This window comes from Kitasatospora sp. NPDC049258 (genome assembly GCF_040678895.1).
In the GTDB taxonomy this organism is placed as follows: Bacteria; Actinomycetota; Actinomycetes; order Streptomycetales; family Streptomycetaceae; genus Kitasatospora.
Genome location: NZ_JBFAQT010000005.1, coordinates 92,935 through 116,990 on the forward strand (window position 1 = coordinate 92,935; position 24,056 = coordinate 116,990).

The window sequence follows — 24,056 nt, forward strand, 5'->3', positions numbered from 1 at the left end:
GCACAGCCGTGCTGGAGCAACTCGAACGCACCCTGCGCGAGGGCGCCGACCGCCCCGCCGTCCTCGGCTGCGCCCGCAGCGGTGCGGTCACCGTCCGGGCCCGCTGCGGCGAACTCGCCGACCTGGCCGAGCGGTACGCCGCCGCGCTGCACCACCGGTACGGCCTACGGCCCGGCGACACCCTCGGGGTGGCCGTCCGGCCCGGGCCGCGGGCGCTCGCCGTGCTGCTCGCCGCCCACCGGCTCGGCCTGCGCGCCGCCGTGCTCGACCCGGCCGCCGGGCCCGAGGTGCTACTCGCCCGCCTCGCCCTGGCCCGCCCCACGCTGGTGCTGGCCGACGCCACCGCCCAGGCGGTGGCCGGTTGGGCCCGACCGCTGGCCCGCCGGGCCCACCTGGCGCTGCCGCCGCTGGCCGAGCTCGGCCCGGTCGCCACCGTCGGACCGCGGCACCCGGGCTGCGCACCCGCCCTGACCGCCACGAGCACCGGCACAAGCAGAAGCACCGGCACCGGCCTGGGCACACCGCCGCCGCGGTACGACGGCGAGGGCGACGCGGTGATCGTCTTCACCTCCGGCACCACCTCCGCCCCGCGCGCCGTGGTGCACACCCGCGCCGGCCTGGCCGCCGGGCTGCGTACGGTCGACGCCCTGGTCCGGCCGCGCGCCGGCGCGGCCGTGCTCGGCGGCACCTTCTTCGTCCTGGTCCCCGCGCTCGCCGCCGGCGCCTCGGTGGCCCTGCCGGCCCGCTCGGCGAAGCTGCTGGACCGCCAGCTGGCCCGGCTCCGCCCGGACGAGACCTACCTGACCCCGCCGCAGCTGCGCGGGCTGCACTCCTTCACCGGCCGGGTATGGACCGGCTCCGCCCCGGCCGGCGCCGAACTCCTTCGCCGGGTCAAGCGGTTGGGCGCCCGCGAGGCCTGGGGCGTGTACGCGCTCACCGAGCTGTTCCCGGCCGCGGCCGTCGAGGAGTCCGAGAAGGCCGCCTTCGACGCGGACGGCGACCTGCTCGGCCACCCGCTGCCGGGCGTGCGCACCCGGCTGACCGACGACGGCGAGCTGCTGCTCGCCGGCCCCGGCGCCCGGGACCGCTACCTGGGCGAGCCGCCCGACCCCTGGGTGCGCACCGGGGACCGCGCCCGCCTCACCCCCGACGGGCGGATCGTGCTGTCCGGCCGGTGCAAGGACATGGTGCTGCGCCGGGCCGAGAACATCTACCCGGGCCTGTACGAGCCGGCGCTGCACCTGCCGGAGGTGGACCTCGCGGTGCTGGTCGGTGTCCCGGACGGGGACGGCGACGAGCGGCTGGTCGCGCTGGTCCAGCCCCGGCCGGGCGCTGACCACCGACGGCTGCGCAGCGCGCTGCAGGCGCCGCTGGCCCGGATGGGCAGCGCCCGCCCGGACGCCCTGCTGTTCGCCGAGGTGCCGCTGGCCGGCCGCTCCCGCAAGCCCGACCGGGCGGCCGCCGCGCGGCTGTGCGCACGGGAGTTGAGCGGCCGGTGAGCGCCCGCGCCGAGGGCGGACGCGCGCCGGACGCCCGCGCCCGCCGGCTCGACCGCCGGGTCTACCTGCGCAGCCACCCCGCGCTGTTCGCACTGCTGAGCGCGACCCGCCACCGCCCGCTGGTGCGGCTGGGCGGCACCGTGCTGGTGCACGGCCCGCGGGCGTACCGGGAGGTGCTGACCCGGGTGCCGCTGGACCGGACCGCCGAGCACACCACCGGCGGGGCGGCCGCCAGGCTGACCGAGGGCGGGCTGCTCTTCGACCAGGACGGCGCCGCCCACCGCGAGGCCCGGCGGGCGCTGGCCGAGCGGTTGGGCGGCCCGGGGGTGGCCCGGCTGCGGCCGCTCTGGCAGCGGGTGCTGGAGCGGCGGCTCGCCGAACTCCCGGGCCCGCTGGACCTGGTACCGGTGGTCCGGGAGCTGGCCGGGGTCACCGCGGCCGCGCTGACCGGCTCGCCGGCCGACCCGTCGGCGCTGGCCCGGGCCGCCGCCGAGGCGGCCTTCGCTGCGGCCGGCGAGCATCTGCCGAGCCTGCTCCCGCGGCGCCGCGACGCCGCGGCGGCCACCGGACGGCTGACCGCCCTGCTGCCCGACCCGCTGGACGCGATGGTCGCGGTGGCCGCCGTGAACACCACCGTGGCCGCCCTGCCCAGGGCCGCCGCCTGGTGCGCCCGGGCCGGGCGGTGGCCCGAGGTCTCGCCCGAACTGGCTGTCGAGCTGCTGCGGTTGACGGCGCCCACGCCGATCCTGCCGCGGGTCGCCGCCGCGGACGCCACGGTGGCCGGCTGCCCGGTGCGCCGCGGCGACCGGCTGGTGCTGGTCGCCCGGCACGCCGCCGAGGCGCACCGCGCGGTGCCCGAGCACCCGGCTGCCGCCGCCCAGGCCGTCTTCGGGGCCGGGCCGCACGCCTGCCCGGGAGCGGCCCTGGCCCGGGCCCAGCTCACCGACTTCCTGGCGGCGCTGGCCCCGCACCGCCCGCGCGTGCTGAAGGCCCGGGTGGACCGCCGCTCGGCGCTGCCCGGCTACGCGCTGCTGCTGGTGGGGAAGGGGTGAGCGCGGTGCTGCGGATCGCCGTCACCGGCGCGAGCGGCTTCTGCGGCGGGTACGTGGCCAGGGCCGCCGCCGCGCGCGGGGCCGAGGTGCTCTGCGTCGGCCGCCGGCCCGGCCCGGTCGGCCGGCACCTGCCGTGGGACGCCGCCCGGGCGGAGCCCGACCTCGGCGCCGCCGACCTGGTGGTGCACTGCGCGGCGGCGGTCGGCGACCACCCGCCCGGCTCCCCCGCCGAGGCCGAGCAGTACGCCGTGAACGTCGGCGGCACAGCTCGGCTGCTGGCCGCGGCCGGCGGGCGGCCGGTGGTGTGGGTGAGCAGCGCGAGCGTCTACGACCCCCGGCCCGGCGCCGCCCGCCCCGGGGCCCCGCCGATCCGGGAGGACCATCCGACCGCGGCCGGCCAGCTCAACGGGTACGGGCGCAGCAAGGCGCTGGGCGAGCGGCTGGCGCTGGACGCCGGCGCCGTGGTGCTGCGGCCGCGCGCGGTGTACGGGGCGGGGGATCCGCACCTGGTGCCGCGGCTGCTGGCCCGGGTGCGCGGGGGCGTGCTGCTGCTGCCGGGCCGGGACGTGGCGCTCAGCCTGACGGCGGTGGAGAACCTGGCCGAGGCCTGCCTGGCGGCGGCCGGCTGGCCGCCCGGCGCGTACAACGTCACCGATGCGCGGCCGTACCGGCGCGACGAGGTGGTGCGCCGGGTGCTGCGGGCGTACGGCGTGCGGGCCCGGATCGCGCACGTGCCGCTCGCGCTGGCCCGGCTGGCCCGCTCGGCGGAGCTGACCCCGTACGCGCTGGACCAGTTGGCCCGCAGCGTGGTGCTGGACATCGACCGGGCGCGGGCCCAGGGGTGGGTGCCGCGGCACGGGCTCGCGGACCACCTGGCAGCAGTGGGCGCCCGCACCCCCTGAGCGGGGTGCGGGCGCCCGACTGCGGGTCAGCTCTTCGCGGCCTTCTTCACCAGGATCACCACGGCGGCGGCGACGCCGACCACCACCAGGACCTTGAGCAGCAGCGCGATCAGGGTGCCGACCACGCCGACCACGAACCAGATCAGGTTCCAGGCCAGCACCAGCACCAGGATCGGGACGACGATGTTGCGCACCCACGAGGGCAGCGACTTCCAGAGCTCGGCCATGTCTGTTCCTTCTCTCCCCTCGGGCTCGGCGTCGGTGTCGTCCGCCGCTCTTCCCGGTTGCTTTCGATACTTCGATCGTAGGCGGCCGCTACCGGGGAAACGAGGGCTCCCGCCCCCGAGAGAACCCGGAGATCACCCCGAGCCACCGGCTGGGGGCAGACCCTTGGAAAGATAACGATTCGACATTCTTTTGAACGCGTTCAATTTGACGATGCACGAACATATCCGCAGGTCGGAGCCGATGCTTCGGGCAAACCCGACAAAGATCGAAGATGACAGCGCCCCGATCCCACGGAAGGATGCTCACGCTACGCCCGGGTAACACTCCCGGGAGCTTCACGCCCGGGGGGAACCGTGCACCAGCGCCATCTCGCAGGCCTCGCCACCGCCACCGTGCTCGCCCTCGCCGCGAGCCTGCCGCTGCCGGCGGCCGCGGCCGAGGCGGACACCCTGTACGTCGACAACACCAAGGCCGCCGGCTGCTCGGACACCGGCCCGGGCAGCGCGTCCCAGCCGCTGTGCACCGTCCAGGCCGCCGCCGACCGCGTCCAGCCGGGCCAGACCGTGAAGGTCGCCGCCGCCAAGTACAGCGAGCAGGTCACGCTCACCCGCTCCGGCACCCCGGGCAAGCCGATCAGCTTCGTCGGCGGGCGGCTGCGCGACGGTGTGAGCGGCATGCCCACCGTCACCTACCGCAAGGCGGACAGCGGCACCTTCGAGCACGGCTTCGTCCTCAACGGGGTCCACGACGTCACCGTCTCCGGCTTCGCGGTGAGCGGTCGCCAGGAGAGCTTCCTCCTCACGGACACCCAGCGGGTGACCGTCGACAGCAACTACGTCGCCAATGGCGACGCACAGCGCACCGCGGCCATCCGGCTCACCGGGGCCGGCTCGGACATCACGGTCAGCCGCAACCTCGTCAAGGCCTCCGGGACGAACATGGTCGTGGTGGACCCGGGTGTGAAGCGGGTGGTGCTGACCACCAACGCGATCGACAACCAGAGCGGTGCCGGCGGCATCCGGATCACCGATTCCCCGGGCACCGTGGTCACCAGCAACACGGTCAGCTCGGTCTGCGGGCCGGCGCTCGCCCTGCTCGGCGACTCATCCGGTGCGACGGTGAAGAACAACGTGCTCGCCGCCAGCTACCTCGCCGAGAGGGCCGCGGCTCAGTGCGATACCGGCCAGGCGGTCAAGATGCGGGTGTCGCCACCGTCCGCGGAGGGCACCGTCGCCGACTTCAACGTGGCCACGGCGAGCCGGGGGGCCGCCGTGTACGACTGGGCCGGCGCCACCTACGCGGACGCAACGACCCTGCACAGGAGCCATCCCGAACTGGTCGGCCATGACATCAACACCGATCCCGGCTACCAGGAGGACGCGAACACCGCGGTCCACCTCGGCGGCGCAGCACCGGCCATCGATTCCGCCGACCCCTCGGCCCCTGGTCAACTCAGCACCGACGTCCTCGGATTCCACCCGATCGACGACCCGCACGTCGCCAACACCGGCACCAGCTTCGCGGACCGCGGAGCCATGGAGTTCACCACCTCCTCCCATTCCTTCCAGATCGCTTCCCCCGGGTCGATCCCGACCGGTACCGAAGTGACGTTCCAAGCGTCCCACCAGGACATCTGGTCCCCCGTGATCTCCATCCGTTACGACTTCGGCGACGGCACCTCCGCGGTCGCCGAGTCGGACTCTCCGGTGCAGCACAGCTACGCGTCCGCGGGAAGCTACGAGTTGAACACGCTGGCCACCATGGCGAACGGCGACACCGTCACCGCGCACCGGACCCAGCTCGTCAAGGAGCCGGGGCCGTTGATCGCCGGCCAATTCGCCACCAGGTCTTGGCAGTACCCGCTCTCCTACTCGATCCTGCTCCAGGGCACCGCCTCCCCGTGGTCGATTCGCTCGGTCACGTTCGACTTCGGTGACGGGAGCCCGGTCGAATCGTCGGTCCAGTCGGCCGAACACATCTACGCCCAGCCGGGTGACTACACCGTCACCGCGACGGTGACCGACGCCGGTGGGCGCACCGAGAAGGTCTCGCAGCTCGTGCACGCGGTCTACCAGCCGACCACCTTCCACGCCATGGCACCCACGCGGATCACGGACACCCGTACCGGCACCCCGCTGCGGGCCGGCCAGTCGATCACGCTGTCCACGAACCAGACGCCCTGGTTCGACCAGTCCCCCTCCGCGGTCGTCCTCAACGTGACCGCCATCAGCAAGAACTCCGACGGCCACCTCACGGTGTACCCGGCCGGCAGCGACCGGCCGCAGACCTCGAACCTCAATGTGGTGGCCGGCCGGGCGGTGCCGAACCTGGTCACCGTCCCGGTCAGCGCGAACGGATCGGTGACGATCTTCAACTCCTCCGGGGACGTCGACGTGGTGGTCGACCGCTTCGGTTACTACTCCGCAAGCACCGAGACCGGCGACCGCTTCACCCCCACCCCGCCCCGGCGGCTGGTGGACACCCGCGACAGCCGCAAGCTCGACCCGGCCGAGGCCCGGCCGGTGAAGGTCGCCGGGGTCGGCGGCATCCCGGCGAACGCCGCCTCCGTGGTGCTCAACCTGACCGCCACCGAGGCCGACTCCGACACCTACCTGGCGGTGCTGCCCGGCGGGCAGACCTCGCCGAGCACCTCCAACCTCAACCCGGTGCCCGGCCGTGACGTCTCCAACCAGGTCATCGTGCCGATCGGCCCGGACGGCACCGTCAACCTGTACAACAACAACGGCACCACCCACGCGATCCTCGACGTGTTCGGCTACTACGCCCCGGACGGCCAGGGCCTGTTCACACCGACCACGCCGAGGCGGCTGCTGGACACCCGCGAGACCCGCAGCCCGCTCGGCACCGACGGCACCCGATCGCTCGCGATCGGCGGCCAGGGCGGCGTGCCCGCCGACGCCACCGCCGCGGTGCTGAACGTCACGGCCACCGAGACCACCGCGGACAGCTTCCTGACCGTCTGGCCGCACGGCTCCGGCCGTCCGAACACCAGCAACGTCAACTTCCCGCCGAACTCCACCGTGCCCAACCACGTGATCACACCGCTGGGCACCAACGGAACGGCCGACCTGTACAACCACGTCGGCAGCACCCAGGTGGTCGCCGACCTGTTCGGCTACTTCACCAAGGGCTGACGCCCCGACCGCACCGACATTCACCTCGTACCAAGGGAACTCCCGTGCGCATCAACCGCACCGCCGCACTGACGGCGGCCTGCATCACCGGCCTGCTCGGCCTGCCCGCACCGTTCGCGGCCGCGGCCGAACCGGTCGGCGCGCTCCACGTCAACAACGCCCCGGACGCCCACTGCACCGACCAGGGCACCGGCACCGCCGCCGCGCCGTACTGCACCATCTCCGCCGCGGTCGGCGCGGTCCAGGCCGGCCAGACCATCGAGGTGGCGGCCAACACCGACTACAGCGAGCACGTCAGGATCACCAAGTCCGGCACCGAGGGCCACCCGATCGTCATCCACGGTGCGCACACCCAGTCCTGGTTCCCGACGGACAAGCCCTCGCTGACCACCGACCGGGCGCACCCCGCACCACTGCTGGAGATCAGCGGCGCCCACGACGTGAGCGTCCAGGGCTTCGTCTTCGACTACTCGACCGACCCCGTGGTGGTGGACGGCTCCAGCCGGATCGAGCTGGACGACAACTACTTCGAGGGTGACCAGCTGCCGGCCGAGACCGCCGCCGTGCGGATCACCGGCCCGAGCGACCAGGTGCGGGTGACCAGGTCCCTCTTCTACCTGAGCAAGGGCATCTCGGTGGGCGCCGGCGCCCAGCACACCACGATCAGCCGCAACGATCTGAACGGGTCGATCGCGGGCGCCGTCCGGGTCACCGACGCCCCCGGCACCCTGATCACCAACAACACCGTCTCGGCCAACTGCGGCGCGGGCATCGAGCTGGCCGGGGCGTCCACCGGCGCCGTGATCGAGAACAACATCGTGGTCGGCTCCAGCACCAACGGCTGCCCGCAGGCGGAGCCGAAGGCCCGGATATCGGTTCCGGCCGGCTCCACCCCGCAGACCACGGTGGACTACAACCTGGTCGATCCGGCCGGCGGCCAGCCCGGCTACTACTGGGGCGACAGCTTCCGGGGCAGCGTCGAGGCGTTCCGGGCAGCCTCCGGGCAGGGCGCCCACGACCGCGCCCAGCCCGTCGGGTTCGACGGCAGCTACCTCCCGTTCCAGCTGCTCACCGGGGCCGACACCGCGGCCGTCGACGCGGGCGACCCCGAGGCTCCCGGCGTCCCGGCGCTGGACCTGATGGGCCGGCCCACCGTGGACGACCCGTATGTCGCCAACACCGGCCCCGGTGGCGGCTACCGGGACCTCGGCGCCTACGAGCTGCACGGTCTGACCAGCGCGTCCCTGCTCGCCAAGAGCGCCAAGACGCCCACCGCGGTCGGTCCGGGCCCGCTGCAGATCACGCTGACCGCCTCGGCGTCCAACGGCTGGCCGACCACGCTGACCTACACCTACGACTTCGGGGACGGCAGCGCACCGCTGACCACCACCCAGACGGCGGTCCAGCACACCTACACCGCGGTCGGCGACTTCAGCCCGCGGGTCACCGTGACGGACGGCATCGGCGGCAAGGCGGTCAGCCCCTCGTGGGACGCCAAGGTCACGGTCCGCCCGGCCGGCGAGCTGACCACCTCCTTCACGCAGCAGGGCTCCGACACCCCGCTGTTCCACAGCCTCAGGCCGACCGCCGACAGCCCGTACGTGATCACGGGCTACACCGTCGACTGGGGCGACGGCACCACCAAGGACTACAAGCCGTGGGACTACTTCGAGCACGAGTACGCCCGCCCCGGCACCTACACCGTGACGGTGTCCGCGGCCGACGAGGGCGGCCGCACCGCCAAGAGCTCGCAGCAGCTCACCGCGGCCTACGACCCGGCGGGCTACGTCGCCACCGCGCCGACCCGGATCCTGGACACCCGCAACCCCGCGCTGCCGCCCTTCCAGCAGGGCCACCGGATGGGCCAGGACCAGACCATGTCGATGAGCGTGCGCACCGCGCTGAACGGCAAGAGCTTCCCGGTCGACACCGGCGCCACCGCGGTCGTGCTCAACCTGACCGCGACCGGGGCCACCTCCGACACCTTCCTGACCGCCTTCCCGAACGGCGTCAGCACGGTGCCCACCGCCTCGAACCTCAACGTCGAGGCGGGTCACGACGTCTCCAACGTGGTCACCGTGCCGGTCTCCGCCGACGGCCACATCAAGCTCTACAACCACGAGGGCTCGGTCGACGTGATCGCCGACGTGCTCGGCTACTACAAGGCCGGCACCGGCGCCAAGTACACCCCGGTCGCCCCGGCCCGGCTGCTGGACACCCGCTCCGACGGGAAGCTGCGCCTGGGCGGCGACGGCGTCCGCTCGCTGAAGATCGCCGGTGGCAACCACGCCCCGGTCAGCGCCACCGCGGTCGCCCTCAACGTCACCGCCGTGGGCGGCAGCGCGGACAGCTTCCTCACCGTCTACCCGTCCGGCAGCACCCGGCCGGCCCAGGCCTCGAACGTCAACTTCGGCGCCGGCAAGACCGTGCCGAACCAGGTCATCGTGCCGGTCGGCGCGGACGGCTCGATCGACATCTACAACCACGTCGGCACCGTGGACGTGATCGTCGACATCTTCGGCTACTACTCCGCGGCGGACGGAAGCCTGTTCACCCCGGTCGTCCCGCAGCGCCTGATCGACACCCGCTCCACCAACGGCAAGCTCGGCCAGGACAAGTGGCTGGCCGTCAAGGGCGTGCCGGCCGGCGCCACCGCGGCCGCGCTGAACGTGACCGCCACCGAGGCGGACAGTGACAGCCACCTGATCGTCTGGGCCGACGGCGCCACCCGCCCCGACACCAGCAACCTGAACACCGCGCCCGGCCTGACCACGCCCAACCACGTGATCACCCCGGTCGGCCCGCAGGGCTCGTTCGACATCTACAACCACATGGGCAGCACCCACGTGATCGCCGACCTGTTCGGCTACTTCACCAAGGGCTGACCCACCGGTCCGGTACGCCGCGGCCCCGACCTCCCGCACCGTTCGCGGGGGCCGGGGCCGCGGCGTACCTCGGGGCCGGGGCTCAGACCGGCCAGCGCTCCCCGCGCCAGGCGGCGTCCCAGAACATCCACTCGTAGCGCGAGGTGGTGGTGAAGTGCTCGACCATCCGCCGGCGCTCGGCCGGGGAGATCTCCTCGCCGAGCCGGTCGGTCAGCGCGAGCACCCGGCGGACCACCGCCTGGAAGGCCTCGTCGCCGTAGGTGGCGATCCACTTGGCGTAGAGCGGCTCGGGGGAGGACCGGGCCAGCAGCTGCTCGCCGACCCGGGCGTAGATCCAGTAGCAGGGCAGCACGGCGGCGACCGCCTCGGCGAAGGACCCGCCGTAGACGGTGGCCAGCAGGTAGCTGGTGTACGCCCGGGTGGTGGGCAGCACCGGCTCGGCCGCGGCCCGCTCGGCGCTCTCGCCGAAGGCGGTCAGGAACTCGGCGTGCATGCCCTGCTCGGCGGCGATCGCGCCGACCGCGTCGTCGGCGAAGGCCTGGACGTCCTCCTCCGAGGGGGCCTTGGCGGCGCACACCGCCAGCGCCCGGGCGTAGTCCCGCAGGTAGTGCGAGTCCTGGACCACGAAGTGCCGGAAGGCCTCGCGCGGCAGGGTGCCGTCGGTGAGGCCGCCGATGAAGGGGTGGTCGAGGATCTCCGCGTAGATCGGCTCGATGGCCGTCCAGAGCTCGTCGGTCAGTGCCACGTGCTGTCTCCCTCCCCGACCCGGGCCACGGGAACGCCGCGGCCACGGCCAGGTTCTGGCGGTCGGCGCAGCTCGAGCCCTTCGGCCGTCAGCGCCCTCTCAGCCCGCTGCTACGGGCTCCCGCGGTGTTCGGTTCTTCCACCGGCAGACCCTACCCGGCACGGTCCGGCGGCGGCCGGACGGTTCAGTCCTCGGGCGGCGAGCACACCACCAGGACCCGGAGCTCCTCGGTGACGTGGTGGAAGTGGTGCGGCACCCCGGCCGAGATGTTGCGCTCCCGCAGGAAGCGCAGGTACGCGCCGTTGCCCCGGGAGCGCTCCGCGTCCGGCTCGTCCAGCCGGAAGACCTTCGTCGTTGTGCCTCCTGCGCGGGCCGGGCCTTGGTGGAACATGCTCCGCCCGGAGCTTCCCTGCGGCCCGGCGGCCTGCCACCATCGCGAGTCATGAAGAGTTTCGCGATCAAAACCCTCATCAACGCGGCGGCCATCTGGGCGGCGGCCTGGATCGTCGGCGGCATCATCCTCTCCGGCCAGGGCTGGTGGGACAAGACGGTCACGGTGGTCGCGGTGGCCCTGATCTTCGGCGTGGTGAACTTCCTGATCAAGCCACTGGTGAAGCTGCTCTCCCTGCCGCTGTTCGTCCTGACCCTGGGGCTGATCACCTTCGTGATCAACGCCCTGATGCTCTGGCTGACCTCCTGGGCCTCGGACAAGCTCGACCTGAGTTTCCATGTCGAGGGATTCTGGCCGGCGCTCGGCGGTGCACTGATCATCAGCATCGTGTCCTGGGGTCTGAGCCTCGCCCTGAACGACTGAACCGCCCGTACACACGACCTGACGGCCCGCCGTCCGACCCGCTCGGACGGCGGGCTTCGTCGTGCCGGTGGGGCCCCGGAATACCCGGTGTCGAACATCTGATCCATGGTGATATAAAACGGTCGTCGGTGTGCCGACCGCCTGGATCCGCCCGGGGGGCCAAACGCACGGGGAATTACAGCATTTCAGCATTTTGTCCGATTTTCTTTTCCCCGAAGTCGCGAACTGACGGGCATTCAGTCGACCGGACGGTCCACCGACGCACGGGCCTGCTCCCGCAGCCCGACGAAGACGCTCATCAGGAGATCTCTGGATGGCCATACCTGCTGGCCGGGTCGGTGGCGCAGCTGCCGCCGACCCCCGGCCGACCCGCGGGCGGTCCGTACGCCGGGCCCTGGCCGGCGGCGCCACCGCCGCCGTGCTGCTCGGCCTGCTGACCCCCGGCACCGCCCTCGCCGAGAGCGGCCCGACGCCCGGGCCGGACCTGCGGGTCGGCAAGGCGCCCGCCGCCCCGAAGGACGCGGTGCCGGCCGAGGCCCCCGCCGACTCGACCCCGCTCAGCCTGAGCATCACGCTCGACCCGCGGGACCCGGGCGCGCTGAAGAACTTCGTGGCCGCGGTGTCGAACCCCGACTCCCCGCAGTACCGCCACTACCTGAAGACCGGTGAGTTCGCGCAGCTCTTCGGCGCCGACAAGGCGACCCTGGACGCGGTCACCCGGACCCTCACCGAGGCCGGCCTGCACCCCGGCGCACCGGACCCGAACGGGCTGACCATCCCGGTCAGCACCACCGTCGGCGAGGCCAGGAAGGCCTTCGACACCGACTTCTCGGGCTACCGGCTGGCGGACGGCAGCACCGCGTACGCCAACACCGAGGCCCCCAAGCTTTCGGGCCGGATCGCCGGCCAGGTGGCGGGCGTGGTCGGGCTGAACAACCTGGTGAAGCCGCACGCCGACCACACGGCCGCCAAGAAGCCCGCGGTCCACCCCAACGGGACGGCCACCGGCAAGGCCGCGCCGCTCCACAACACCGGCCAGCCCGCGCTGTGCCCGGACGTCCGCAGCTTCCTGTCGTCGTTCGGCGCCGAGGAGTCCCGGGACTACTTCACCGGCACCAGCCTGGCGAACGTGTACCAGAAGTCCTTCGTCAACGGCGGCGCCGGCAGCACCATCGCGCTGTACGAGCTGGAGGACTACAACGACGCGGCCATCGCCTCGTACCAGAGCTGCTTCGGCACCAGCACCCCGGTCTCCCGGGTGAAGGTCAACGGCGGCCCGACCGAGCAGCCGACCGCGAGCAACGGGGTCGGGGTGGAGACGGCGCTCGACATCGAGACCGTCATCGGCCTGGTCCCCAACGCCGAGGTGCTGGTCTACCAGGGCCCCGACGCCGCGCGCGCGACCACCGAGGACGAGCTGGCCGTCTACCGGCGGATCGTCGCGGACAACCGCGCCCAGGTGCTCTCGATCAGCTGGGGCCGGTGCGAGCTGCGCGCCGACCCGGCGTACATGCAGTCCGAGAACCTGATCTTCCAGCAGGCGGCCGCCCAGGGCCAGACCGTGGTCGCCGCCTCCGGTGACTCGGGCTCGACCGGCTGCAACTACGGCGGCGTGGCGGACAACCGGCTGGCCGTGGACGACCCGGCCTCCCAGCCGTACGTCACCGGCGTCGGCGGCACCACCGTGACCGTCAACGCCTCTCCCCAGGAGAAGGTCTGGAACTCCGGCGGCGGCGGTGGCGGCGGCGGTGTCTCGCAGCGCTGGTCGCTGGACAGCGCCACCGGCTACCAGGCCGGGCTGTCCGGCCAGGGCTACAGCGACGCCTGCAAGGCGGCCGCCGGCCAGGCCTGCCGCCAGGTCCCGGACGTGTCGGCGCTCGCCGACTCCACCCGCGGCTACCTGGTCGCCAACTACGCGGACGGCGACGGCACCTACTGGAACTCCATCGGCGGCACCAGCGGCGCGGCGCCGCTGTGGGCGGCGGTCGTCGCGCACGCCAACTCCGACGCCCAGTGCGCCTCGGGCGGTCCGGTCGGCTTCCTCAACCCGCTGCTCTACAAGCTCAAGGGCGGCTCGCTGACCGACGTCACCACCGGCACCAACAACGTGCCGGGCGCGGGCAACGCCAGCGGCCTGTACGCGGCCACCGCCGGCTACGACCTGGCCACCGGCCTCGGCACCCCGAAGGTGGACACGCTCACCCGTGAGCTGTGCGCCGCGCTGCCCCAGAGCCCGGCGGGCACCTTCCAGTCGCTCACCCCGAAGCGGCTGCTGGACACCCGCGAGGGCAACCACCCGCTGGGCGCCTACGGCGAGCAGGTCCTGCAGATCGCGGGCAACGGCGGCATCCCGGCGAGCGGCGTCACCTCGGTGGTCCTCAACGTCACCGTGACCGCGCCGACCACCGACGGCCACCTGACCGTCTACCCGTCCGGCGGCGCCCGGCCGACCACGTCCAACCTCAACTGGACGGCCGGCCGGACCGTGCCCAACCTGGTCACCGTGCCGGTCGGCCAGGACGGCAAGGTCCGCTTCTACAACGGCGCCTGGGGCGGCATCCACCTGATCGCCGACGTCCAGGGCTACTACACCTCGGCCACCGACGGCGCCAAGTACCAGGCGTCCGGCCCCACCCGGGTGCTGGACACCCGGACCGCGGCCCCGCTGGCCGCCTACGGCGAGCAGGTCCTGACCTCCGCCGAGCTCGGTGCCCCCGCCGGCACCAAGGCGGTCGTGCTGAACGTGACCTCGACCGACTCCAAGTCGGACGGCCACCTCACGGTGTACCCGTCCGGCGGCGCCGCGCCGACCACGTCCAACCTGAACTGGACGGCCGGCCAGACCGTGCCCAACCAGGTGATCGTCCCGCTCGGCGCCGACGGCAGCGTCAAGCTGTACAACGGCTCCTGGGGCTCCACCCAGGTGATCGCGGACGTGTTCGGCTTCCTCGGCACCGGGGACGGCGCGTCCTTCCACAGCGCCACCCCGCACCGTCTGATGGACAGCCGGCTCGGCCTCGGCACCTTCCAGGGCTCGTTCGGCGGCCGTGAGGTCCGCGCGCTCAACCTGGACTTCGGCGGCCGCCTGTCCGGGGCCAAGGCCGTGGTGCTGAACGTGACCGTCACCAACCCGCAGGGCGACGGCCACCTGCTGCTCTACCCGAACGGGCAGAACGCGCCGACCACCTCCAACCTCAACTGGACCGCCGGCCAGACCGTCGCCAACATGGTGACCGTGCCCGTCGGCCAGGGCGGTGTGGTCGAGATCCTGAACGGCTCGTGGAGCAACGCGGACGTCATCGTCGACGTGTTCGGCTACTACAGCTGACCCGCCGAGCACCCGCTCGACCGAGCGACGGGGCCCGCCACCGGTACCTTCCGGTGGCGGGCCCCGTCGCTTCGCCGCGACCGCGCCGACCCGCCCTGCCGCTCAACCCTGCCGCTCAGCCCTGGTTCTCGCACCCCGGCGTCGACAGGATGCTGGCCAGCTGGGCGTCCAGGTCGCCGGCCGCGGCCTCCTCGCCCATCGGCACCAGCCGGTCGGTGCCGGCCAGGAAAGCGATCAGCGGCGGGGTGGCGGCCCGCAGCACGGCGTCGCCCTCCGGTGCGTGCAGCACGACGCAGACCTCGGAGAGCTCCTCCCCGACCGGGTGGACGTGGACGTCCCCCTCCCCGGTCGGCCGGCTGATCCCGTCCACCAGCAGCTCACGGGCGAACACCCAGGCGACCGGATCGTCCCCCGGCAGGTGGAAGGTGAAGCGGACGGCGTAGGGGTCGGCCGCGTCGTACTCCAGGTCGACCATGATCCGGACGGAGAGCTCGTTCGAGACCACGAGGTTCATGACCAGGTGGTTCTGGACTGTGCTGTGCATGCGCCAGTACCTCTCGTTCTGCCCGGCCCGTACGCACCGGGCGTGCGGGGCGGCGGCCGTGCGGCTGAGTCTGCGGTTCATCTCCTCGACGATCCGTTCGTACACCATCGTCCTTGCCGACGGCGAATCCGCGGCCCGTTCCGCGGCCCGGCCGGCCGTCGACCGGCATCGCCGTCCGGGGGAACGCGCGGAGTCCGTTGCTCCAATTGCCCGAGTGGCGCTCATTCCAGCACAGGGGCGGCGGGCATTCAATCATTCCCCGGCATCCGACTGCGGATTCACCTTCGAAAACCAGGCGCCATTCGCGGCCCTCCCCGCCGGAGCAAAGCCCCACCGGGCCCCGGACGGCGGATCGAAGATCCATCGGGCGCGCTCCCATGGCCCGGACGGGACACACTCGGGGCCGCCGAATCATCCGTTCGGCGGAACCCGATCCTCCTGATCGTCCCGCCCGAAGAGTTTCAGGCCCGCCCGGGCGCGGCAGAATCCCGCACAACGCCAGCCCCTCGGAGGTGGCCATGACCGGCCCGGCCCGCCCTGTCGTCAAACGGACCGCCCGGGCGATCCTGCTGGAGCTGGACCGGGAGCGGCCGCACGCGCCCGGCAGCATCGTGCTGATCAAGCGGACCCGCCCCGGCCGGCCGCCGTACTGGATCACCCCCGGCGGCGGGGTCGAGCCCACCGACCGCACCGTGGTGGACGCCCTGCACCGCGAGGTGGACGAGGAGCTGGGCGGCAAGGTGGAGGACGTGGTCCCCGCGTTCGTCGACACCGTCTCCCACTCCCATCACGAGGACGGCACCCTGGCCCACCCGCACGGGGTCAAGGTGCAGCACTTCTTCGTCTGCCGGCTGTCCGCGATGGACCCGGCCCGGCGGCACGGCCCCGAGGTGGACGCGCCGCGCGGCGAGTACGAGATCGTCCGGCTGCCCTTCACCAGGGAGGGCGTCACCTCGGTGAACGTGGTGCCGCCCAGCCTGCGCGCCTACCTGGCCGCCAACATCGAGGGTGTCCGCGCCCTGCTCGCCGCCGACCTGGGCTGACCGCGGCCCGGCCCGCGGCCGGGCGGCGGGGCCCGGTCAGCCGGCCGCCAGGTCGCCGACCAGGTCGTGCCGGATCCGCCCGGCGGGCACGCCCGTGCGCAGCAGCGCCGCCGTGCCCCGCCGGACCATCGCGGCCGGCCCGCTCAGGTACGCCGAGTGCCCGTGCCAGGGCCCGTAGCCGGCGACCACCTCCGGCAGATCGCCGCCGAGCGCACCGCCGGTCGGCCGCTCGGCCGAGAGCACCGGGTGCACGGTCAGCCAGGGGTGCCGGTCGGCGGCCCGGCGCAGCGACGCGAGTTCGTGGAGCTCCGCCGCCCGGCGGGCGCCGTAGAACACCTGGACCCGGCGGCCGGCGGGGCCGTGCTCCTCCAGTTCCTCCACCAGCGCGCAGATCGGGGCGATCCCGGTGCCGCCGCCCAGCAGGAGCAGGCCGCCGTCACCGCCGTCGTCACCGCCGGCGCCGTCCAGCACCATCCGGCCGGCCGCCGGGCCGAGCCGCAGCACGTCGCCCGGGGCGGCCCGGTGGACCAGCGCGTTGCTCACCCAGCCGGCCTGGACGGCCTTGACGTGGAAGGTCAGCAGGCCGTCCGGCCGGGGGGCGGTGGCGAACGAGAAGTGCCGCCAGACCCGGGGCCACCAGGGCGTCTCCACGGTGGCGTACTGCCCGGCCCGGTAGGGGTAGGCCTGATCGGGGCGCAGGGTGAGCACCGCGATGTCCGGGGTGCGCTGCTGGTGCGAGACCACCTCCGCCTGCCACCAGGGCGGGGCGGTGCGGGCGGAGGCTTCGGCCGCGTTGATCATGATCTTGGAGACCAGTCCGTAGACCCGGCGCCAGGCCAGCTCGGTGTCGGCGTCCCAGCGGCTGCCGCAGTACGTGGCCAGGGCCGCCACCAGGCATTCGCCCACCGGGCCGTAGTGGCCGGTGAGGGTGCCGTACTTGCGGTGGCCCTCGCCCAAGCGGCTCAGGTACTCGGTCAGCCCGGCCGGGTCGTCGGCGCTGCGGGCCGCCAGCAGCAGCGCGCGGAACAGCCGGTCGCGCTGCACGTCCATGGCGGCCGGGAAGAGAGCCCGGACCTCCGGGTGGTGCAGGAAGATCAGTGCGTAGAAGTGGGCGGTGGCCCGGTCCGCGAGCGGCTCGACGACGGCCAGGCTGGCCCGGATCAGCTCGATGTCGCGGGGGGTCGGCGGCTCGTCGGCCGGTCGGCCCGCTCCCGGCGGCTCGGCGGCCGGGAGCGCCGGGCGGCCTTGGCGGGCCGGTTCGGCGGCCAGCGTGTCCAGCGCCCAGGCGCGGCTCCAGTGGTCGCCGGGGCCGGACCAGTTGAGCCCGGGGGCGTCGGTGAACAGCGGCTCGTAGTGGGGTGCCGGCGCGGGGCCCGGCGCGGACGGCTCGGGCCGGGCCGGGTCGGCGGGCACCGGGCCGGCCGGCGCCGGGGTCCACGGGACGGGGGCGGCGGGGGCGGGGATCCGGGGCGGCTCGGTCGGCATCGGCGGGGGCGCGACCACCGGCGGGTCGGCCGGCTCGGCGGCGGCCGCGGGCCCGGCGGCGGGCACGGGCTCGGGTTCCGGCTCGGCGGCCTGCTCGGGCTCGGGGGTGGGCGCCGGATCAGGAGCGTGCGCCGAATCCGGGGAGTGCGCCGGATCCGGGGGAGTGCGGGTCAGCCCTGGCACGGCTGCCGCCGCGATCGATCCGTGTCCGGCCCTGACTTTCAGCGGGCGTGCCTTCACCGCGACTTGACGTGTGCCCAAGAGAATCGTTTCGCTTCCGGTCGTCCCTAAAACCACACCTGGTTTGTCTCTGCTGACGCCTTCAGCAGAGTGGCACGCCCGAACAGCTCATCCGACAAGTCAAGCGAAGGCCGGACAACCGGCCCACCCGCACGCTACGCTCGCCCGACCTATGGCCACCTCGCCCGCCCGCGGCGGCGTACGAGGTGGCCGGTCGGACTCCGTTCACAGCTGTCGCAGCAGCATCCCCGGCTGTTCCACGCAGTCCGCGACGAAGCGCAGGAACCCGCCCGCGGTCCCGCCGTCGCAGACCCGGTGGTCGAAGGTGAAGGACAGCTGGGTCACCTGCCGCACCGCCAGGGCGCCCTGGTGGACCCAGGGCTTGGGGGTGATCCGGCCGACCCCGAGCATCGCCGCCTCGGGGTGGTTGAGGATCGGGGTCGAGCCGTCCACCCCGAAGACCCCGTAGTTGTTGAGGGTGAAGGTGCCCCCGGTCAGCTCGGCGGGGGTGAGCGAGGCGGCCCGGGCCCCCTCGGTCAGCCTGGCCAGCTCGGCGCCGAGCTGCTCGGTGCCCAGTGCCTGCGCGTCCCGCACCACCGGTACCACCAGGCCGCGTTCGCCCTGGGCCGCGAAGCCGAGGTGCACGGCGGCGTGCCGGCGGATGGCCGAACCGTCCGGCTCCACACTGGAGTTGAGCTCGGGGAAGCGGGCCAGCGCGACCGTGCAGATCCGGGCCAGCAGGGCCAGCACGCTGATCTTGGGCCCGGAGGCCCGGTTCAACTGGGCCCGCAGGTCCATCAGTTCGGTCGCGTCCGCGTCGACCCAGCAGGTCGCGGCGGGGATCTCCCGGTGGCTGCGGCCGAGCTTCTCGGCCACCGTCCGGCGCAGCCCGCGCAGCGGGACCAGCTGGTCCTCGCCCGCCGGGGCGGCCACCGGGGCGACGGTCGGGGCGGCGGTCGGCGCCGCAGGGGCGCCGGATTCCAGTGCCCGGGCCACGTCGGCGCGCATGATCAGCCCGTCCGGGCCGCTGCCGGCCAGCGCGGCCAGGTCGATCCCGTGCTCCCGGGCCATCCGCCGCACCAGCGGCGAGATCACCGCGACCACCGAAGGCCCGGCGACCGCGGGTTCGACGACCGCGGGTTCGACGACCGCCGCGACGGCGACCGGCACCGGGGCGGCGACCGGCCCGGCGACCGCCGTAGCGCCGGCGCGGACCCGGCCCCGCCGGGCGCCCTTGGGCCCGTCGGCGACCCCGTAACCGACCAGCGGGCGCTCGTCAGCGCCGCCGCCGGACACCCGGGGCCCCTCTCCGGGCGAGACCGCGACGGTGACCAGCGGCGCACCGACCGGCACCTCCTCGCCGACCTCGCCGTACCGGGCGGTGACCACGCCGCCGTACGGGCAGGGCACCTCCACGACCGCCTTGGCGGTCTCCACCTCGACCACCGGCTGGTCGACGACGATCACCTCGCCGACCTCGACCATCCAGCGCACCACCTCGGCCCCGGTGAGTCCCTCACCGAGGTCGGGCAGGGTGAACTCGCGAACCACGGGCATCACGTCAGTCCTCCCACTGCAGCCGGGCGACCGCGTCCAGGATCCGGTCCACCCCGGGCAGGTGGTGGTGCTCCAGCATCGGCGGCGGGTACGGGATGTCGAACCCGGTCACCCGGAGCACCGGCGCGGCCAGGTGGTGGAAGCACTTCTCGGTGATCCGGGCGGCGATCTCCGCGCCGGCCCCGCCGAAGCCGCCGGCCTCGTGCACCACGACGGCCCGGCCGATCGAGCGGACCACCTCGCAGGCGGTCTGCTCGTCGAACGGCACCAGGCTGCGCAGGTCCAGCACGGCCAGGTCCCAGCCCTCGGCCCGGGCGGCCTCGGCCGCCTCCAGGCAGACCGGCAGCGACGGCCCGTAGGTGATCAGCACGGCGGAGCGGCCGGTGCGGCGCAGCACCGCCTTGCCGATCGGCTCGGTGGCCTCGGCCGGGTCCCACTCGGTCTTGCCCCAGTAGAGCCGCTTGGGCTCCAGGAAGACCACCGGGTCGTCGGAGGCGATCGAGGCCCGCAGCAGCCCGTAGGCGTCGGCGACGGTGGCCGGGGTGACCACGTGCAGGCCGGGGGTGTGGGTGTAGTACGCCTCGGAGGAGTCGCTGTGGTGCTCGACCCCGCCGATCCCGCCGCCGTACGGGATCCGGATGGTGATCGGCAGCGGCAGCCGGCCGGCCGTGCGGTTGCGCATCTTGGCGACGTGCGAGAACAGCTGCTCCAGCGCCGGGTAGGCGAAGGCGTCGAACTGCATCTCGACCACCGGGCGCAGCCCGTACATCGCCATGCCGACGGCGGTGCCCAGGATGCCCGCCTCGGCCAGCGGGGTGTCCAGGCAGCGGTCGGTGCCGAACTCCCTGGTCAGGCCGTCGGTGATGCGGAAGACGCCGCCGAGCTGGCCGACGTCCTCGCCGAGCACGTGGACGGCGGGGTCGGCCTGCATGGCGTCCCGGAGCGCGGCGTTGAGCGCCTGGGCCATGCTCGAGGTACGGGCGCCGCGGACGGGGGTGGCGGTGGTCATCAGTGGTGCACCTCGGCCTCGGCCGCCAGCTCGGCGGTCAGCTGGTCGGCCTGCTCGCGCAGCTGGGGGGTGGGTTCGGCGTAGACGTGCGCGAACAGCGACATCGGGTCGAGCTCGGCGTCGGAGTGGAACTCGGCGCGCATCCGGGCGGCCAGTGCCTCGGCCTCCTCGGCGCAGTCGCGCACCAGCTTCTCGTCCAGCAGGCCGGCGGCCTCGAGGTGGCGCTCCAGCAGCAGGATCGGGTCGTGCGCGCGCCAGGCGGTGACCTCGTCGTCCTCGCGGTAGCGGGTGGCGTCGTCGGCGTTGGTGTGCGCCTCCACCCGGTAGGTGAGCGCCTCCACCAGGGTCGGGCCGCCGCCGGAGCGGGCCCGCTCGACGGCCTCGGCCAGCACGGCGTGCACGGCGGGGGCGTCGTTGCCGTCCACCAGCCGGCCGGCCATGCCGTAGCCGACCGCCTTGTGGGCCAGGGTGGGCGCGGCGGACTGCTGGGTGAGCGGCACCGAGATGGCGTAGCCGTTGTTCTGCACCAGGAAGACCACCGGGGCGTTCAGCACCGCGGCGAAGTTCAGTGCCTCGTGGAAGTCGCCCTCGCTGGTGCCGCCGTCGCCGAGCATGGCCAGTGCGACCACCGGATCGCCCGCCAGCCGGGCGGCGTGGGCCAGCCCGACGGCGTGCGGGGCCTGGGTGGCCAGCGGGGTGCAGAGCGGGGCGGTCCGGGTGGCCTTGGGGTCGTAGCCGGTGTGCGCGTTGCCGCGCAGCAGGGTGAGCGCCTCCAGCGGGTCGACCCCGCGGGCGACCACCGCGAGGGTGTCCCGGTAGCTGGGGAAGAGCCAGTCCTGCTCGCGCAGCACCATGGCGGCGGCGACCTGGCAGGCCTCCTGGCCGGTGGAGGCCGGGTAGACGGCGAGCCGGCCCTGCTTGGTGAGGGTGGTGGCCTGCTGGTTGTAGCGGCGGCCGACCACCAGCCGGCGGTAGAGCTCGCACAGCAGCTCGGGGTCGGTCTGCTCCAGGGCGGGGGTGCCGAGCACCCGGACCGGGGCGGCGTCGGGCAGCAGCGGCGCCGGGTCGCTCCGGGGGCCGGTGGCGCCCGGCAGCCAGCCGGGGACGGCGGTCAGGTGTCTGTGATCGAGAACGGTCATCTCGGGCACCTCCAAGGGTGGGGGAGGGTGCTGCAGGGGCAGTGGTGATGCCGTGGTGCGCGGGTGGCGGACGGGGGCCCGCCGGAGGCCACTGTTCCCTACCGATTGTTCGGTCGACTGGGCATTATGGCCACAGTCGCGACGAGGTGGTGGACAATCGGCCCGAACAGCTGTCGACTGGGATCAGCACGTCCAATCGGGGAGGGTAGGGGGCCATGTCGGCTGAACAGATGTCCAGACTCGACCGTGTCGACCGGTCGATCCTGCGGCTGCTGCAGCAGGACGGTCGCGCCTCGATCCGCTCGGTGGCCGAGCGGGTGCACGTGTCCCGGGCGAACGCCTACGCCCGGATCTCCAGGATGGTCGAGGACGGCATCATTCGCGGCTTCACCGCCCGGGTCGACCACGAGCGGGCGGGGCAGGGGGCTTCGGCCTACATCACCCTGAAGATCGTGCAGAACTCCTGGCGGACGGTCCGCGAGCAGTTGCTCCAGCTTCCCGGGGTGGCCCACATCGCCCTGGTCGGCGGCGAGTTCGACGTGCTGCTGCTGGTGCACACGGCGGACAACCGGGCGCTGCGCGAGCTGGTGCTGAACCGGATCCAGTCGGTGCCCCAGGTCCTGACCACGCAGACCCTGCTGGTGTTCGAGGAGACCGACCAGGTACCGCCCGACCCGGCGCCCTGACGAAGCCGGGGCCCGTCGGTCAGGCGCGCAGCCCGTCGAAGGCCAGGTGAACCACCGCGTCGGCGACCCCGTCCGAGCTCCGGCTGCCCGGGCGGTACCACTCCACGATCGAGTTGATCATGCCGAACAGCAGCCGGGTGGCCAGCCGGGGCTCGACGTCGGCGCGCAGCGACCCCTCCGCGACCGACTCCCGCAGCAGCTCGGCCACCCGGTGGTCGAAGTCGCGCCGGCGCTCCAGCGCCCACTGCTCGGTCTCGGTGTTGCCGCGCACCCGCAGCAGCAGCGTCACGTAGGGCAGCTCCGTCAGCAGCACCTCCGCGGTGCGGCGCACCACGTGCTCCAGCCGGTCCACCGACCGTCCGGTGGAGGCCTCGGGCTCGGCCAGGATGCCGAACAGCGAGTCCAGTGCCCGCCCGACGGCCAGCCGGAGCAGCTCCTCCTTGCCCCGGACGTGGTGGTAGATCGAGGACTTGGAGATGCCGGCCGCCCGCGACAGGTCCTCCATCGAGGTGCCGTCGTAGCCCCGCTCGTTGAAGACCTCCACCGTCACGGCGAGCAGCGAGTCGACGGTGTAGGCGGTGCGGGTGGAGTTCTCGGCCATACCCACGAGTATCCCCGGCGCCCGCGGGGCGAAGCAGCCGGGGCGGGCTTCAGACCGCGCCGTCGCGGGCGGCGTCGCGGGCACCGTCGCGGGCGGCCCGGTGGGCGGCGTCGCGGGCAGGGTCGTCGGCGGGGTCGTCCGCGGAGTCGTCGGCGACGAAGTAGGTGGGCCGGCGCTGGACGGCGGTGTAGATCCGCCCGATGTACTCGCCGAGCAGGCCGACGCAGATCAGCTGCACCCCGCCGACGAACAGGATGCCGACGAACATCGAGGTCCAGCCGGGCACGGTGTGCCCGGCCAGGTAGGCGGCCACCGCGAAGACCACCAGGGCGAGGCAGGTGAAGAAGCTCACCACCCCCAGCCAGGTCGCGATCCGCAGCGGGGCCGCGGAGAAGCCGGTGACGCTGTCCAGCGCGAGCCGGACCATCTTGCTCACCGGGTACTTCGTCTCGCCCGCCACCCGCTCGTCGCGCTGGTAGCGCACCTCGCCGCTGGGGAAGCCGAGCCAGGGCACCAGCAGGCGGTAGACCTGCTGCTGGTCCGGCAGCGACTTCAGCGCCTCCACGGCCTCCCGGCTGAGCAGCCGGAAGTCGCCGGCCTGGGCGGGCACCTGCTTGCCCGCCAGCCGGCGCATCAGCCAGTAGTAGGCGCCGGCGGTGCGGCGCTTGAACCCGCTGTCGGTGCTCCGGTCGTCGCGGACGCCGTAGACCACGTCCAGCTCGCGCGCGCGGGCCAGCTCCAGCATCTCGGCGATCTTCTCCGGCGGGTCCTGGAGGTCGGCGTCGATGCTGGCCACGTAGCCGCCCACGGACCGGTGCAGGCCCGCGGTGAGCGCCGCCTGGTGGCCGGAGTTCCGCCGCAGCCGCACCACCCGCAGCTCGGGCCAGCCGGCCCGCAGGTCCTGGAGCAGCGCCGGGGTCTTGTCCGAGCTGCCGTCGTCGACGGCGACCACCTCGTACCGCTCGCCGATGGCGTCGAGGACCGGGCGCAGCCGCCCGACCAGCGCGGGCAGCGCCTCCTCCTCGTTGAACATCGGCACGACCACGGAGAGTGCGATCCCGGCGGGCGGCGCTGAACTCATCGGACACTCCCCGGCTCAGGCCCTCGGCTCGTCAGTGGTCGGAGTTTACCCGCGGCCGCGCGA

19 protein-coding genes are annotated in these 24,056 nt (G+C 73.7%); 9 read left to right on the forward strand and 10 right to left on the reverse strand.

Going from position 1 to position 24,056, the window contains the following annotated elements; genetic code table 11:
• The first annotated feature begins 8 nt into the window (after nucleotides 1-8).
• From AB0K43_RS06510 to AB0K43_RS06520, 3 genes are read left to right on the forward strand one after another with little or no spacing between them, the layout of a single operon-like run.
• Nucleotides 9-1,499, forward strand: coding sequence for a class I adenylate-forming enzyme family protein (locus AB0K43_RS06510; RefSeq protein WP_363636441.1), 1,491 nt, complete (start codon nucleotides 9-11; stop codon nucleotides 1,497-1,499).
• Nucleotides 1,496-2,551: a cytochrome P450 gene (locus AB0K43_RS06515; protein WP_363636443.1), complete on the forward strand. Its 1,056-nt coding sequence runs from the start codon at nucleotides 1,496-1,498 to the stop codon at nucleotides 2,549-2,551. The genes AB0K43_RS06510 and AB0K43_RS06515 overlap by 4 nt, the downstream gene beginning before the upstream one ends.
• Nucleotides 2,548-3,453, forward strand: a complete 906-nt coding sequence (locus AB0K43_RS06520) for an NAD-dependent epimerase/dehydratase family protein (protein ID WP_363636445.1) — start codon at nucleotides 2,548-2,550, stop codon at nucleotides 3,451-3,453. Before AB0K43_RS06515 ends, AB0K43_RS06520 begins: the two co-directional genes overlap by 4 nt.
• A gap of 26 nt (nucleotides 3,454-3,479) precedes the next feature.
• Here the strand turns inward: AB0K43_RS06520 and AB0K43_RS06525 are convergent, their stop codons facing one another.
• Nucleotides 3,480-3,680 (reverse strand): DUF5326 family protein, encoded by a 201-nt coding sequence (locus AB0K43_RS06525; protein WP_363636447.1) that lies wholly within the window; start codon nucleotides 3,678-3,680, stop codon nucleotides 3,480-3,482.
• Nucleotides 3,681-4,034: 354 nt separating this feature from the next.
• On the opposite strand from AB0K43_RS06525, the gene AB0K43_RS06530 reads away from it, so the two are divergent.
• Together AB0K43_RS06530 and AB0K43_RS06535 are read left to right on the forward strand one after the other, a co-directional pair.
• Nucleotides 4,035-6,836, forward strand: a complete 2,802-nt coding sequence (locus tag AB0K43_RS06530) for a PKD domain-containing protein (RefSeq protein ID WP_363636449.1) — start codon at nucleotides 4,035-4,037, stop codon at nucleotides 6,834-6,836.
• 44 nt (nucleotides 6,837-6,880) lie between these two features.
• On the forward strand, nucleotides 6,881-9,721 hold the full coding sequence (locus tag AB0K43_RS06535; protein WP_363636451.1) for a PKD domain-containing protein: 2,841 nt from the start codon (nucleotides 6,881-6,883) through the stop codon (nucleotides 9,719-9,721).
• An 82-nt stretch (nucleotides 9,722-9,803) separates the two neighbouring features.
• Here the strand turns inward: AB0K43_RS06535 and tenA are convergent, their stop codons facing one another.
• Both tenA and AB0K43_RS06545 read right to left on the reverse strand, forming a co-directional pair.
• Nucleotides 9,804-10,466: a thiaminase II gene (tenA, locus tag AB0K43_RS06540; protein ID WP_363636453.1), complete on the reverse strand. Its 663-nt coding sequence runs from the start codon at nucleotides 10,464-10,466 to the stop codon at nucleotides 9,804-9,806.
• A 184-nt stretch (nucleotides 10,467-10,650) separates the two neighbouring features.
• A complete protein-coding gene (locus AB0K43_RS06545; RefSeq protein WP_363636455.1) occupies nucleotides 10,651-10,857 on the reverse strand; it encodes a hypothetical protein in 207 nt (68 codons plus the stop codon).
• 51 nt (nucleotides 10,858-10,908) lie between these two features.
• Here AB0K43_RS06545 and AB0K43_RS06550 point away from each other — a divergent pair, with 51 nt between their 5' ends.
• On the forward strand, nucleotides 10,909-11,280 hold the full coding sequence (locus tag AB0K43_RS06550; protein WP_363636457.1) for a phage holin family protein: 372 nt from the start codon (nucleotides 10,909-10,911) through the stop codon (nucleotides 11,278-11,280).
• A gap of 313 nt (nucleotides 11,281-11,593) precedes the next feature.
• Nucleotides 11,594-14,608 carry a S53 family peptidase gene (locus tag AB0K43_RS06555; RefSeq protein ID WP_363636459.1) on the forward strand — a complete coding sequence of 1,005 codons (3,015 nt, stop codon included), beginning with the start codon at nucleotides 11,594-11,596 and terminating at the stop codon, nucleotides 14,606-14,608.
• 115 nt (nucleotides 14,609-14,723) lie between these two features.
• Here the strand turns inward: AB0K43_RS06555 and AB0K43_RS06560 are convergent, their stop codons facing one another.
• On the reverse strand, nucleotides 14,724-15,152 hold the full coding sequence (locus AB0K43_RS06560) for an SsgA family sporulation/cell division regulator (protein ID WP_363636461.1): 429 nt from the start codon (nucleotides 15,150-15,152) through the stop codon (nucleotides 14,724-14,726).
• 518 nt (nucleotides 15,153-15,670) lie between these two features.
• Here AB0K43_RS06560 and AB0K43_RS06565 point away from each other — a divergent pair.
• Nucleotides 15,671-16,195 carry an NUDIX hydrolase gene (locus tag AB0K43_RS06565; protein WP_363636463.1) on the forward strand — a complete coding sequence of 175 codons (525 nt, stop codon included), beginning with the start codon at nucleotides 15,671-15,673 and terminating at the stop codon, nucleotides 16,193-16,195.
• A 36-nt stretch (nucleotides 16,196-16,231) separates the two neighbouring features.
• Here AB0K43_RS06565 and AB0K43_RS06570 read toward each other — a convergent pair whose 3' ends face one another.
• The 4 genes from AB0K43_RS06570 to pdhA all read right to left on the reverse strand — a co-directional run bounded on the left by AB0K43_RS06570 (nucleotide 16,232) and on the right by pdhA (nucleotide 21,625).
• A complete protein-coding gene (locus tag AB0K43_RS06570) occupies nucleotides 16,232-17,863 on the reverse strand; it encodes a globin domain-containing protein (protein ID WP_363636465.1) in 1,632 nt (543 codons plus the stop codon).
• Between the two features lie 282 nt (nucleotides 17,864-18,145).
• Nucleotides 18,146-19,477, reverse strand: a complete 1,332-nt coding sequence (locus tag AB0K43_RS06575; RefSeq protein WP_363636467.1) for a dihydrolipoamide acetyltransferase family protein — start codon at nucleotides 19,475-19,477, stop codon at nucleotides 18,146-18,148.
• 4 nt (nucleotides 19,478-19,481) lie between these two features.
• Nucleotides 19,482-20,486, reverse strand: a complete 1,005-nt coding sequence (locus tag AB0K43_RS06580) for a transketolase C-terminal domain-containing protein (RefSeq protein WP_363636469.1) — start codon at nucleotides 20,484-20,486, stop codon at nucleotides 19,482-19,484.
• Nucleotides 20,486-21,625, reverse strand: a complete 1,140-nt coding sequence (pdhA, locus tag AB0K43_RS06585; RefSeq protein ID WP_363636471.1) for a pyruvate dehydrogenase (acetyl-transferring) E1 component subunit alpha — start codon at nucleotides 21,623-21,625, stop codon at nucleotides 20,486-20,488. Before pdhA ends, AB0K43_RS06580 begins: the two co-directional genes overlap by 1 nt.
• A gap of 230 nt (nucleotides 21,626-21,855) precedes the next feature.
• Between pdhA and AB0K43_RS06590 the strand changes: the two genes are divergently transcribed.
• Nucleotides 21,856-22,311 carry an Lrp/AsnC family transcriptional regulator gene (locus AB0K43_RS06590; protein ID WP_363636473.1) on the forward strand — a complete coding sequence of 152 codons (456 nt, stop codon included), beginning with the start codon at nucleotides 21,856-21,858 and terminating at the stop codon, nucleotides 22,309-22,311.
• Between the two features lie 19 nt (nucleotides 22,312-22,330).
• Here the strand turns inward: AB0K43_RS06590 and AB0K43_RS06595 are convergent, their stop codons facing one another.
• The gene (locus AB0K43_RS06595) at nucleotides 22,331-22,912 is read right to left on the reverse strand and encodes a TetR/AcrR family transcriptional regulator (RefSeq protein ID WP_363636475.1); all 582 of its coding nucleotides are present in this window, start codon (nucleotides 22,910-22,912) and stop codon (nucleotides 22,331-22,333) included.
• A gap of 49 nt (nucleotides 22,913-22,961) precedes the next feature.
• Nucleotides 22,962-23,993 carry a glycosyltransferase family 2 protein gene (locus tag AB0K43_RS06600; protein ID WP_363636477.1) on the reverse strand — a complete coding sequence of 344 codons (1,032 nt, stop codon included), beginning with the start codon at nucleotides 23,991-23,993 and terminating at the stop codon, nucleotides 22,962-22,964.
• Nucleotides 23,994-24,056 lie beyond the last annotated feature (63 nt).